14 protein-coding genes and 1 pseudogene are annotated in these 13,021 nt (G+C 31.5%); all 15 read right to left on the bottom strand.

The features are described 5' to 3' along the window. Positions 1–346: 346 nt before the first annotated feature. Positions 347–1,603, bottom strand: coding sequence for a glutamate-1-semialdehyde 2,1-aminomutase (hemL, locus tag ANHYDRO_RS02200; RefSeq protein WP_004812947.1), 1,257 nt, complete (start codon positions 1,601–1,603; stop codon positions 347–349). Continuing rightward, entirely contained in the window at positions 1,603–2,562 is a 960-nt protein-coding gene (gene hemB / locus ANHYDRO_RS02195; RefSeq protein WP_004812946.1) for a porphobilinogen synthase, read from the bottom strand. The genes hemL and hemB overlap by 1 nt, the downstream gene beginning before the upstream one ends. After that, positions 2,549–3,962: pseudogene (cobA, locus tag ANHYDRO_RS10295) on the bottom strand (uroporphyrinogen-III C-methyltransferase). Before cobA ends, hemB begins: the two are co-directional and overlap by 14 nt. Further along, entirely contained in the window at positions 3,931–4,887 is a 957-nt protein-coding gene (hemC, locus tag ANHYDRO_RS02185; RefSeq protein ID WP_004812943.1) for a hydroxymethylbilane synthase, read from the bottom strand. Before hemC ends, cobA begins: the two are co-directional and overlap by 32 nt. Beyond that, positions 4,887–5,480: a precorrin-2 dehydrogenase/sirohydrochlorin ferrochelatase family protein gene (locus ANHYDRO_RS02180; RefSeq protein ID WP_004812942.1), complete on the bottom strand. Its 594-nt coding sequence runs from the start codon at positions 5,478–5,480 to the stop codon at positions 4,887–4,889. The genes hemC and ANHYDRO_RS02180 overlap by 1 nt, the downstream gene beginning before the upstream one ends. Next, entirely contained in the window at positions 5,477–6,703 is a 1,227-nt protein-coding gene (gene hemA / locus ANHYDRO_RS02175) for a glutamyl-tRNA reductase (protein ID WP_004812941.1), read from the bottom strand. The genes ANHYDRO_RS02180 and hemA overlap by 4 nt, the downstream gene beginning before the upstream one ends. A gap of 1,051 nt (positions 6,704–7,754) precedes the next feature. Next, positions 7,755–7,955, bottom strand: coding sequence for an ROK family protein (locus ANHYDRO_RS11400; protein WP_392389396.1), 201 nt, complete (start codon positions 7,953–7,955; stop codon positions 7,755–7,757). Further along, positions 7,867–8,607, bottom strand: coding sequence for an ROK family protein (locus ANHYDRO_RS02170; protein WP_392389395.1), 741 nt, complete (start codon positions 8,605–8,607; stop codon positions 7,867–7,869). The genes ANHYDRO_RS11400 and ANHYDRO_RS02170 overlap by 89 nt, the downstream gene beginning before the upstream one ends. Before the next feature lies 1 nt (position 8,608). Then, a complete protein-coding gene (locus ANHYDRO_RS10290; RefSeq protein ID WP_004812938.1) occupies positions 8,609–9,406 on the bottom strand; it encodes a S41 family peptidase in 798 nt (265 codons plus the stop codon). Beyond that, on the bottom strand, positions 9,354–10,028 hold the full coding sequence (locus tag ANHYDRO_RS10285) for a hypothetical protein (RefSeq protein ID WP_004812937.1): 675 nt from the start codon (positions 10,026–10,028) through the stop codon (positions 9,354–9,356). The genes ANHYDRO_RS10290 and ANHYDRO_RS10285 overlap by 53 nt, the downstream gene beginning before the upstream one ends. After that, complete coding sequence (locus ANHYDRO_RS10280; RefSeq protein WP_244261616.1) at positions 10,012–10,218, bottom strand: hypothetical protein; 207 nt, start codon at positions 10,216–10,218, stop codon at positions 10,012–10,014. The genes ANHYDRO_RS10285 and ANHYDRO_RS10280 overlap by 17 nt, the downstream gene beginning before the upstream one ends. Positions 10,219–10,386: 168 nt before the next feature. Continuing rightward, a complete protein-coding gene (gene tsaD, locus ANHYDRO_RS02155) occupies positions 10,387–11,397 on the bottom strand; it encodes a tRNA (adenosine(37)-N6)-threonylcarbamoyltransferase complex transferase subunit TsaD (protein ID WP_004812935.1) in 1,011 nt (336 codons plus the stop codon). 63 nt (positions 11,398–11,460) lie between these two features. Continuing rightward, a complete protein-coding gene (gene rimI, locus ANHYDRO_RS02150; RefSeq protein WP_004812934.1) occupies positions 11,461–11,829 on the bottom strand; it encodes a ribosomal protein S18-alanine N-acetyltransferase in 369 nt (122 codons plus the stop codon). Continuing rightward, on the bottom strand, positions 11,822–12,490 hold the full coding sequence (gene tsaB / locus ANHYDRO_RS02145) for a tRNA (adenosine(37)-N6)-threonylcarbamoyltransferase complex dimerization subunit type 1 TsaB (RefSeq protein WP_004812933.1): 669 nt from the start codon (positions 12,488–12,490) through the stop codon (positions 11,822–11,824). The genes rimI and tsaB overlap by 8 nt, the downstream gene beginning before the upstream one ends. Before the next feature lie 13 nt (positions 12,491–12,503). Beyond that, positions 12,504–12,923 carry a tRNA (adenosine(37)-N6)-threonylcarbamoyltransferase complex ATPase subunit type 1 TsaE gene (tsaE, locus tag ANHYDRO_RS02140; protein ID WP_004812932.1) on the bottom strand — a complete coding sequence of 140 codons (420 nt, stop codon included), beginning with the start codon at positions 12,921–12,923 and terminating at the stop codon, positions 12,504–12,506. Positions 12,924–13,021: the final 98 nt, after the last annotated feature.

Here is a 13,021-nt window from a genome sequence, read left to right as displayed (position 1 = left end):
CCCATCTCGACTAGATAAATAACCGTTGAGTTCGGTTGTTTATCCCGATTTATCGTGCGTAACGTAGTGGAGTGCACGGTGAGATCTCTTTTTTTGTCTTTGCTAAAGGTTGAGTTTTATTTTTGGATTAATTTAATACAGAGATCTCTCGACTAGGCTCGAGATGGTACTTGATTGTATTAACTTTATTGCTAAAGGCTTTTTGATTTCTATATACTCAACTAATTTTTAAAATTCTTTTATTAAAATATAAGATTAATTATATATATATCTATAAAAATTAACCCATCTTGATTTTTATTTTTAAGATGGGCTTTTCTTATCTTATTTTGTTTTTTAATATATTCTAGGGCTTTTTATTTTGTTCTATTGTGTAGTTTATTATATCATCATCCAAGGCATCGGACATGAACATTGCTTCGAATTGGGCTGGTGGTAGGAGGATTTTTTTCTCTTTCATGTAATTGAAATATTTTGAATAAGCTTCAAGGTCTGCTTTTTGGACGTCATCGTATGATCTTATTTGGTCAAATTCTCCAAAAAATATTGACATCATTGATTTATACCTTGTTACAAATCCATCCACTCCTGTTTGTTTTAGGTTATCTTTGAAGCCTTCTTCTAGCATTTTTGCATATTTTTCAAGCCTTTGATAGATATCTGGATTTTCTTTTAATATTGTCAAAACGTCTAGTCCCATTTTCATTATAAATGGGGATCCTGATAGGGTTCCTGCTTGATAAACTGGACCTATTGGTGATAAGACTTCCATTATTTCTCGTCTTCCACCAAAGCCTCCTACTGGCATTCCCCCTCCTACAATTTTTCCAAAGCAAAACATATCTGGCTTTACTCCAAATTCTGTAGAAATTGATCCAAATTTTAATCTGAAGGCTGTGATTACTTCGTCAAATATTAATACTATATTTTTTTCTTGGGTAATTTTTCTAAGCTCTTTTACAAATTCCAAATCTATTGGAACAACTCCCATGTTTCCTGCTATTGGTTCAAGAATTACTGCAGCTACTTGGCCTTCGTTTTCTGCTAGGGTTTTTTTGACTGATTCTATGTCGTTATATTTACAAACTAGGGTGTCTTTTATTACTTCTTTTGGAACTCCTGCAGATGTTGCTACGTTAAAGGTCAAGGCTCCTGATCCTGATTTTACCAAAAGTCCATCAGAGTGGCCGTGATAACATCCTTCAAATTTTATTATTTTATCTTTTTTGGTAAATCCTCTTGCACATCTTATGGCTGACATGGTGGCTTCTGTTCCAGAATTTACCATTCTTATCATGTCTGTATCGAAAGCCTCTGCCAAAAATTTTGCCATTTCGATTTCTACTTTTGTAGGAAGGCCAAAGGTAAGTCCTTCTTCCAAGTATCCCTTTGCTTTTTCAATTAATTCTTTTTTGCCATGGCCCAAAATCATTGGTCCCCATGAGGAAATAAAATCTATATAGGCATCATCGTTTTCATCAACTATGGTTGATCCTTTTCCATATTTTGCAAAAAGTGGGTTGCCACCAACTGCTCCAAAGGCCCTAACTGGTGAGTTTACTCCACCTGGTATATATTTTTTCGCTTGATCAAAAAGACTCATTATTTCTCTCCTCTCAATTTTTTTGCCATTTCTTTTGCGTGGTAAGTAATTATTAATTTTGCTCCGGCTCTTTTTATTGAAATTAAAATTTCATAAATTATTTCTTCATTTACAAGGCCCATTTTTATAGCATTTTTTACCATGGAATATTCCCCACTAACATTGTAGGCAACAATATTTGTGTTAAAATTATCTTTTGTCCTTTGGATTATATCCAAAAATGATAGGGCTGGTTTTACAATTATAAAGTCAGCATCTTCTTCAAGGTCAAGGTCAATTTCTCTCATAGCCTCGTTTGAATTATGGTAATCCATTTGGTAGGATTTTCTATCGCCAAATGATGGGGCAGAGTCGGCTGCGTCCCTAAATGGTCCGTAGAAATTTGATGCGTATTTTGCAGAATATGCCATTATTGGAATATTTTTAAAGTTATTTTCATCAAGAATTTTTCTAATTGCCTTTATCCTAAAATCCATCATGTCTGATGGGGCAATTATATCTGCACCTGCCTTGGCGTGGGATAGGGCAATTTTTGCAATATAGGAAACAGTTTCGTCATTTAAAACGTGTCCTTCGTGGTCTAAAATTCCACAATGGCCGTGGTCTGTGTATTCGCACATACAAACATCTGTTATTACCAACAAGTCTTTATTTATTTCTTTTATTTTTCTAACAGCTTTTTGGATAATTCCATCTTCTGCATAAGCTTCAGACCCGTGGTCATCTTTTTTGTTTGGAATTCCAAATAAAATTACTGCCTTTATTCCTAAATCTACAATCTCATTTATCTCATCTTCTAATTTATCCAAGGAAAAATGGTAGCAATCTGGCATTGAAGGAATTTCTTTTTTTATACCTTCCCCTTCTACTACAAAAAGTGGGTAAATAAAATCAGAAATTTCAAGGCTAGTTTCTTTGGTCATTTGTCTTAAAACTTTGTTTTCTCTAATTCTTCTCATTCTCATAATCTTCTACTATCCTTTCTATCAAAGAATCTACGCTTTGTTTTTTGGATTCTTTGTACACTTCTAGTCCATAATTTTTTATTGTTTGGCTGGTAATTTGACCTATTGAATATATTTTTGTATTTTTTAGTGGCTCTTTGCCATAAATTTCTACAAAATTATTTACGCAAGATGATGAAGTGAAAACCACCCCATCAAAATCAAGATCAATATCTTCTTTTTCTGCCCTTATATTGTCATAAATTTCAATTTCATCCAAGTCTCCCATCTTGCCAAGGCCTTCTATGATTTTTTTCCTTGATAGGTTTGAGTGAGGGAAAAATATTTTATCACCTTTTTTGACATATTTTGCCATTTGGTCAAGTAGATTTTCACCGACAAAATTTCTTGGGACAATATGGACTTTCAAATTATATTTTTCTATTTCTTTTTGGTTTTTCTCCTATTGCTGCAATTTTAACTTTTCCTATATCTCTTATATCATGATTTTCTATTAATTTATCGAAAAATATTTTTACAGCATTTTTGGATGTAAATACCAAATAATCATAGGAGAAATCTTTGAATTTTTCTTCTAATAGGTCAGTATTTTTTTCTAATATTTTTATTGTTGGAACAATTTTTACATCAAAGCCCAGGTCCTCTAATTTTTCCTTATCCTTTATTGTTGATTCATAATCACGTGTGAGAGCTATTTTTTTTCCAAAATTTTTATTTTCAAAATAGTTTAAATATTCCCTAAGTCCAACTGTATCAGATACCACAATTATGGCAGGTCTTTTTATTTTTTCTAGGTCAATTTCTTCCAACACTTTTTCTACAGTTGAGGTATAAACTTTTTGTTTGGGACTTGACCCATTTGAAATTATGGCAATTTTTTTATCTTTTTTTATTCCTCCAGCTATCAAATCTTTTATAATATTTGGAAGATTTTTAAGGCCCATATAAAAAACTAGGGTTCCCGGAAGTTTGGCATATTTTTTGAAATCTTCATTTTGATTTTCTGACCTATGGCCTGTGATAAAGGAAATTGATGTTGCCATATTTCTGTGGCTTGCTGGAATCCCAGCTGTATTTAAACAAACTATTCCAGATGTAAGGCCTGGCAAAGTTTCAAATTCCAAGCCATTTTCTTTTATAAAAAGAGCCTCCTCAGATCCTCTTCCAAAAACATAAGGATCTCCCCCCTTTAATCTAACAACTTTTTTTCCAGTTTTTGCCTTATCAACCATTAATTTATTTATATCATCTTGACTTAAAACATGGTCTCCCATAGATTTTCCCACATAATACAAGTCCTTGTTTCTGTATGGGTCAAGAATTTCTTGGTTTAAAAGCCTATCGTAAATTATTACATCAGCCTCATCGAGGGCTTTTTTTACTGCAAGAGTTATATTGTTTTTTGAACCAATTCCTGCTCCTGCAAGGATTATTTTTTTTGTAGGATTTTTTCTTTAAAGTTCTTGCCAATTTTTGGGCAAGATGAATTCTTTCAGAAATATTTCCTGAAACTCTTTCATAATTTATCCTATCATCCTTGTCAAAGGCCATAGACCCCGTTAGGGTAATTTTATCATGATCAATTTCTGTAAAAATTCCCATAGGAGTCGAACAATCTGCTCCCAATTCCTTTTGAAAGGCCCTTTCTGTTTCCATTCTAAAAAGAGTTTTCTCATCAGAATTTTTCTTAAAAATTTCAAATAATTTTTTATCTTCTTTTCTAATTTCTATGCCCAAAATCCCCTGGCAAGGTGACGGAGTAAAAATATGAGGATCAAGGTCAAAGTTGATTTCTCCATCAAGACCTGCCCTTATTAGGCCAGATTTTGCGAGGATAACCCCATCAAGATTTTCACTTTGGACTTTTTTTATCCTTGTTTCAACATTTCCCCTGATTGCCTTAAATTTTATATTTGAAAAATGATTTTTCCCCTGGCAAACTCTCCTATTTGATCCAGTTCCAACAAGGGCATTGTTCAAATCATCCATTTTTTTAAAAACATCTTTTCCAACAAAACAATCCCTAGGATCTTCCCCCTTTAAAGGTGGGGTGAAAATCAATCTATCATCAATTTGTGAAGGCATATCTTTTAAAGAATGAACTGCAATATCAATTGTTTTATCCAAAAGTTTTTCTTCAATTTCTCTTACAAAAACTCCCTTAGAGTTAAGTTGGTCAATTTTTCTATCCCTGATCCTGTCACCCTTGGTAGAAATTTCTACTATTTGGGCTTCAAGACCTTCTTTTTCTAAAATATCCTTTACCATATTTGCCTGAATCAAGGCAAGTTTGCTAGCTCTGCTTCCTATTTTTATCATCAAATCTTCTCCAAATATTTTTTCAAAAATTGTTTATCTTCCTTATAAAGGTCTAACAAAAGAGCCTTATTATAAATTCCGTTTTTTCTTAATTTATCACGAATTTCCACCATCAATTTTATCTTATCCATATCAAGGCTTTCTAAATATTTTTCCAAATCATCTCCTATAAGAGAAGAAAAAATTGGAACTTGGCCATTACTTGATATGGAAATGTCTACAAACTCATTGGAAATGTTTTTTCTCAAATAAAAGTCACTTCCCAAAGAATCGGACAAGTCCAAGGTCCTAAGGCCCAAATTTTTGGCTTTTTTTCTCAAAATTTTATTTAAATTCCTATTTCCTGTTGCCAAAAACAAAAAGTCACAGGGTGGAAAAACAAAATTTTCATCAATATCTTTTTCAATAATCTTTATTCTTTGGGGATTTTCCTTACAAAGCTCCATCACTTCCTTATCTATTTCCTTGGCATAAATAAGGAAGGAAAAATCTCCCTTTAGGAGAGATTTAATTTTTCTTTTTGCTATCTTTCCTCCCCCTAGAAAGAGGCAAATCTTATCTTTTGAATCTATAGAAATTGGAAAATATCTCATTTTTTATACACCTTTGTCAAAATTTTTAAAGTTTTATCAAAATCTTCCCCGTGATTTTCCTTAAAAGTTAAAACAGGGTCACGAGCGATTTTTTTTAGGGCATTTCTTACTGCCTTGTCGACCTTCTTTTTTTGAGAACCTGTCATATCAGTCTTTCTAAAAATATAATCCATGGTCTTATCAGCCAAATCATCACACCTGTCATTTAAATCTTTTAAAATATAGTCAATTTTAACTTCCTTCATCCACTTATAAAATTCCTTGGATTTTTTATCAATATCTCCCCTATAGGACTGTAAAATTTGTCTTCTTTTATCAAGATTTTTCCTTGAAATATCCTTTATAGAATCGATATCCAAAAGGTTGACATTAGAAATTTTGGAAATTTCAGGATCGCAGTCTCTTGGAAGGGCAAGGTCGAAAATATTTATCTCCTTATTTATATTTATAAAATGTTCTTTTTTCAAAACAAGGTGGGGTGAGGCTGTTGCTGAGAAAACAAAATCCATATCTCCAAGGTTTTCTTGGATTTTTTCATAGGAAATGATATTTATATTTTCGTATTCCTTTTGTATTTTTATGGACTTATCCATATTCCAATTTGAAATATAAATATCAGCTCCCGTTTCCATCAAATTTTCTATACAAAGCTTCCCAATATTTCCAATACCAACCACAAGGGCTTTTTTATTTGATAAATCATCAAGCTCTTGGGCTTTTTTTACGGCTATATAAGGAAGTGAAAGTGGTATGTGGGAAATATTTGAATCTGATTTGATATTTTTTGAAAGATTGATAGCTCTTTTTAGGGCCTCTGATAAGATTTTTTTACAAAAACCAAGGCTAAGACTTGTTTCATAAGCATCGCTTACCTGACCTAGAATTTGATCTTCCCCCACAATCAAAGAATCGAGACCACAAGTTAAAGAAAAAAGATGGTTAATGGCATCCAAATCTTTTTTTATAAAAATAAAAGAAGAAAGACCATCAAGAGAAAAATAATTTTCAAAAAATTTCACAAAAAAATCATCCGAAAATTTGTCCTCACTAGTCAAGGCAAAAATTTCTGACCTATTACAAGTTGAAAGAATTACAACTTCATCAAAACCTTCATTTTCCAAAATCTCACTTGCATCAATAATATCAGAATCCTTAAAATGCACTTTTTCACGAATATCAATTCCTGCTTTATGGTGATTTAGACCAAACGAATAAAAAAACAAAATCTTCCCCCTTACTAATTACTACTAACATTATACTATTTAAAAAATAAAATAAAAAACCCAGCAAAAGCTGGGTAAAATAAAGAAGAACCTGAAAAAGGTATATGATAATAAGTCCGGGATTAAACAAAAGTTCAACTTTATTAGATTTACAAAAGTAATATTACTTCTTGTCAAAAATTATACTCTAAGGGGCTAAAAATGCAATGGAGGTTGATTTAATTACTAAATAAAAATAAGCCATCTCGGCTAAACGAAAATAAATGGAATGTGTGAAAAATCTTCATTGTTTTTTTGCTAAAGGCTAAGTTGTATTTTTTGATTTATTTTATACAGAGATCTCTCGACAAGCTCGAGATGGGTGTATCTTTGTCTTATTTTTAATACTAAAGAATTATTTTTATTTTGATTTTAAAACTTCTTTAAAAATATTTCCTAAATCTTTTAAAAATTTAACTTTAGCTTTTACATACATAAGGCAATTACCCATCTCGACTAAGCGAAGCGCATGGAGAGATCTCTTTCATTTTTCTTTGCTAAAAGCTAAATTTATTTTTGGATTAATTTAATACAGAGATCTCTCGACAGGCTCGAGATGGGGTTTGATTATATTTACTTTAGTTACTAAAGTTTAGGTTCTATTTTGTATTAATTTTATTCATGGGATTGCTCCACTTACTTTACTCGATATATACGGATTTACTTTTGATTTTTTTATATTTAATAATTTAAACTTTAGCCAATAAATAAGTACAATAATAACCCATCTCGACTAGATAAATAACCGTTGAGTTCGGTTGTTTATCCCGATTTATCGTGCAGAGCGCATGTAGAGAGATCTCTTTTTTTATTTGCTAAAGGCTAAATTTTATTTTTGGATTAATTTAATACAGAGATCTCTCCACTCACTTTGTTCGGTCGAGATGGGTGAGGGTTTTATTTGATTTATTACTAAAGTATAATTTTTTTAATATTTAATTTTAATATAAGATATCTTCACTCACTTTGTTCACACAAGATGGGTTGCTTATTGTTTTTTGATAATAATTTTTTACAATGATTTTGCCAATAAATATCCACCTATTAGGGCTGAATCATTTTTTAGCTTTGGCTTTACTATATATTCACTGCTTTCTTTCACCGGTATATAGTCGCCTTTTATTTTATCGAATTCTTCTCTTATCATTTCGATAAAGCCTTTTTTGTTTATTAATCCTCCACCAATTATTACTATTTCTGGTCTTAGGACCAAGGTGTAGGTGTAGATAGCTTGGGCTATATAATTTGCTGCTATTTTGAAGGCTTTTTTCATTTATGTCTGCGTCTTTTGGATTTTGTCCTAGTCTTTTGTTTACGCTTGGTCCACAAGCAAGGCCTTCTAGGCAATCTTCGTGATAGGTACAAGTCGATTTGAAGTCATCGTCTTTCATTCTTTTTATATTTATGTGGCCCATTTCTGGATGGGAAAATCCGTTTAATAGTTTTCCATTTTGGATATAGGCCCCACCAATTCCTGTTCCTATTGTTAAATACAAACTAGAATTTAATTTCTCGCCTGCTCCCTTGTTAGCTTCTCCTATTAATGAGAGTCCAACGTCTGTTACGATTTTTATTTTTTGGCAAACTTGTTTTTTTAAGTTTCCCAATAAATCATAGTTTACCCAAAGTTTTTTTGGAGTATTTTGGATATAGCCGTATGTTTTTGATTCTTCATTTAAGTCTATCGGGCCAAAGGCTCCAACTCCTAGGGATTCTACTGGATTTTTTTTATAAAATTCTCCAATTTTTTCTAGATTGTCTTCTGGATTTTTGGTATCAATCCAACAGTCAGCTATTACTTTTCCATTTTCATCAAAGCTTGCACATTTTATTTTTGTCCCACCAAATTCTATTGATCCATACATTTTATTCTCCAATTTTTTCTAATTTTTTTATTGTATCGATAGATTCATTCAAACTTTCTGTCACTATATCTACATTTGTTTTTTCTTCTTCGTTTATAGATCCGTCTGGGGCATAGCCCAAGGTGTTTGTGTAGGTAAAAACAAGGCCTGAGTTCGGAAGGACATCATTTATTACTCCAAGGGTAATCCCATCTCCTCCTGTTTTGTGGCCTACAAGCTTTGCAATTTTTGTATTTTTACAAAAGTTTGCAAGGCCTTCTGCTGCCGAATATACTCCCTCATCTACCAAGAGATATAAATTTCCCTTAAATTTATTTTCTTTTAGAGGAGAAATTTCTATGTCATCCTTGCTATAATAAGAAAAATTTTCTAAATCTTCCTTGTGGTTTAAGTCCATATTTGCCAAGTTAACATTTTCTATATTTTCATAGGAAATATCTTCGCTTTGTAAGAGCATTTTTGTACGCATTCCATCCCTAAAAAACATATGGTTTTCTACAGAAACTTTTTTTTCTATAAGTCTTGGCAATAAATAATTTTGCCAATATTCAATATTTCCACCAGAATTTTGCCTTATGTCTATAATTAAAGCTTTTAAATTAGGATTATTTTCCAAAAATTCATCAAGCTTTTCCATATCATCAGATAATTCATATTCTGCAAGCATTTCATTGACCCTAACTAGGCCAAGTCCCGGTTTTATAATTTTTGTTTGTAAATTTTCCCCATTATCTTCTGTCAGTGTTTCAAGAGAAGTTTTTTTTGTGGCCTGATTTTTTTTTGGATTTTTCCTTTCCAATTTGGCTTGATTGAACGCCCTTTATATTGTACCTATCCCTTACACTTTCCTTGTTCATGGTCAAAAACTCATAGTACATGGACGGGTCTTTCCAAAAATGCGAATAATATTCTAAGGTTTCTTTTACATATTCTTCGTCTGCTATGGTTGCATGGTCATTGTGGAGGTCTCCCATTATATTTTGCATAATTTTTTGAAATTCTTGGTCGCTTTTGCAGAATTTTACCTCGTTTAGGTATCTAGAATAATTTCCTAAAAAATCGATACCATATTGCCTTTTTAGTATGCCAAAAAACGGATAATTATCCCTTATTTGGTTGAAAAGATAATTGAAATCTTCTACTCTTTCTTCTTGGCTTAATTCTTTTTGATCTTTTTTATCCTTAAAAACCAACTGGCAAGGCCCATCCAAGCTTTTATACCAAGTCAAATAATCATCTGTTGACTTAAATTCATCGATTTGATCTGGATTAAATTTTATTATCTTTTTTTCTTTAGGCTTTTTTTCTGATAGGATTATATCTTTTCTTTGGTTAAGATAGTCTATCCTTCTTTGGGCACAAGATGAAAATAGGATAAGAAAGACCAAGACCAAAAGGCTTAATTTATTTTTTTTCTTCATCGAGTCCTCCACTAATTACCCAATCTCTTTTTCTAATTTCATATAAAAAGGGAAGGATTCCCACAGGATTTATTAAAGAAAAAAGTGCAATCATCAATAGGCAAAATGAAAGGCCTCTTTTTTCGTTTCTCATAATAGATCCCATGCTTTTGTTATTTATTTTTATTAGGAAAAGTCCTCTCAAAAACAAAAAGAACCCTCCTATAAGCTCCAAACTTTCTATAAAATATATGCCAAAAGCAAATACAATTATTGCAGACAAAAAGTAAAGAAAGTAGGATATTTTATTTTTTTTGTTGTAATTTTTAATTTTTATATTTTCTCTACTCATAAGTCTATTATATCAAATTATATTAATTTAAAGTCCTAAATTTGGATAAACTTTCAAATAATTATCTGATCTTTTTCCATTCTTATAATTTAAATATCCTGCCATGGCAATCATAGCTGCATTGTCTGTGCACAAAATTATATCTGGATTATAAAATTTGACCCCTCTTTTGTCACATTCTTCTTTTAATCTTTCTTTTAATCTAGAATTTGCTGCAACTCCTCCGGAAACTGCCAAAGTTTTTAGGCCGGATTCATCGATTAATCTCATAGATTTTTCTACCAAGACATCTACAACAGCTTCTTGGAAGCTTGCTGCCAAATCTGCCTTGTTTATCTCTATATTTTTTTGATTTTGCTTATTAATATAATTTAAAACCGAGGTTTTTAGGCCAGAAAATGAAAAATCATAAGAATCTTTTTCAAGCATAATTCTTGGAAAATCTATAGCATCTTTATTTCCTTCTTTTGCAAGTTTATCAATTTTTGGTCCACCAGGATAGCCAAGCCCTATGCTTCTTGCGATTTTATCGTAAGATTCTCCAGCAGCATCATCTCTTGTTGTTCCAATTATCTCATAATCTGTGTAGCCATTTACCTTTACCAGATAAGTATGACCCCCACTTACCACTAAAGAAATAAAAGGTGGTTCTAGGTCTTTATTTGATAAATAATTTGCACAAATATGACCTTGCATGTGGTTTGTTCCAATCATTGGAATATCTGCTGCCAAGGAAAGGGCCTTTGCTGCAGAAATTCCTACCAAAAGTGAACCAATAAGTCCTGGTCCTTTTGTTACAGAAATCAAATCAATATCTTGGTATTTTAGATTACAATCATTCAAAGCTTTTTCTATTAGAGGATTTATTGCTTCAAGGTGTTTTCTTGAGGCAATTTCTGGTACAACTCCTCCAAACATTTTATGTATATCAATTTGTGATGATATCAAATTTACTAAAACTTCCCTATCATTTTTCAAAATAGAAACTGAGGAATCATCGCAAGATGTCTCAATTCCCATAGTATAAAAATCTTTCATATCAATTCCTTTAACATTATAAAAGCATCTTCATTTGTTAGGCTATAATAATTTTTCTAAGTCTTATTTTTCAAAGCCAAATTTTTCATACAAATTAATAGCCGGCATATTTTTGGTAGAAACTTCTAGCCAAATTTTTGAAACTTTCATCTCTTTGGAAAAATTTATCAAATGCTCTAGCATATTAGAGGCGATTTTTTGGCCCCTATATAATTCATCGACTGCAATTGTATAGATTTCTACCTCATCCAAAATTTTTGAAATTATGTAAAAGCCTACAGTTTCTCCGTTTTTTTCATAAACAAAATGTCTCTTGTGCTTATTTTTTTCAATATCACTTACAAGGTCTTTTTTTGGCATGGGCCTAAAAAATGAGCTAGTTTCAATCCTATAAACCTTGTCTGTATCAGCTACAGTCATTGTTCTAATCATTTTTCTTTTCTCTGTCCCTTTCCGCTTGTGATTTTCTCAAATAATTTGGAACAAGCTTGTAAAGATCAAAATCTTCATCCTTTTTTTCAAGTGCAAGTTTGCATAAATTTTTACCAATACATGACCTGTAAGAAAAATCTAGAATTCTTGCCCTATCAAATTTATCCTCATATTTTTCACTAACTTCTGAAACTAAGTCAAAATCTATATTTTTTTCATTGCAAAGTTTTGAAAATTCATCAATATTATATAAATCTTCCTTTACAATTTCATTCATATTTTCATCATACATTGCCCCATAAACTCTTCTTCCCCTAGCATCAAGCATAGCGGCTTTGCCTGTATTTGATGAAGAATTTAAGGCAAGAGCCTTTAAAGTTGAAACTGGAATAAGTTTTTTATTATCAACTTGAGCAAAGGTCTTTGCAATTGTCATTCCAATCCTAAGACCTGTAAAAGATCCTGGTCCTTGGCTAATTACAAAAATATCAATATCAGAAAGCTTTAATCCCAAAAGTTTTAACAAAGATTCAACCATTGGAACAAGCGATTCAGAATGAGTTTTTTCTTGATTTACATTAAAATCTCCAATGATTTTTTCATCTTCGCAAATACTTACAGTAGAAATCATGGTAGATGTATCAATAGCTAAAACTCTCATTAAAATCTCCTAACTAAAATTTAACACTAATATCCCTAGTGTTCTCGTCTATCTTTTCTATATTTACTTCAATCATATCATCTGGAAGATAATCCTCGGACTTATCAGCCCATTCCAAAAATGTTATGGCATTTTCCGGATAAAAATATGTTTCAAAATCTATATCCAAAATCTCATCAGGATCTTCGAACCTGTAGAGGTCTAGATGATAAATTGGAAAATCTTCCCCTTGCTTTTTACCATCATACATATTTACGATAGCAAAAGTAGGCGATGAAGTATTAGAAATTCCAAAATATTTACAAATATATGAAACAAAAGTAGTCTTTCCACTACCCATATCACCAATAAGATTTATAACCTGGCCTTTTTTCAATTTTTTAGAAAAATCAAAAGCGAAATCTTCCATTTCTTTTAAAGAATTAATTCTCATAAAAACTCCTTATCACATATTATACTACAAAAGTTTAATTTTAAGGCATTTTGTAAAATATATTATAAGCTAAAATTAAAAAAATCCAATTAAATTTG

Origin of the sequence: Anaerococcus hydrogenalis DSM 7454 (genome assembly GCF_000173355.1) — a bacterium.
Taxonomy (GTDB): Bacteria; Bacillota; Clostridia; order Tissierellales; family Peptoniphilaceae; genus Anaerococcus; species Anaerococcus hydrogenalis.
The sequence above is the reverse complement of the archived record's forward strand: the minus strand, read 5'-3'. Positions and strand labels throughout refer to the sequence as shown.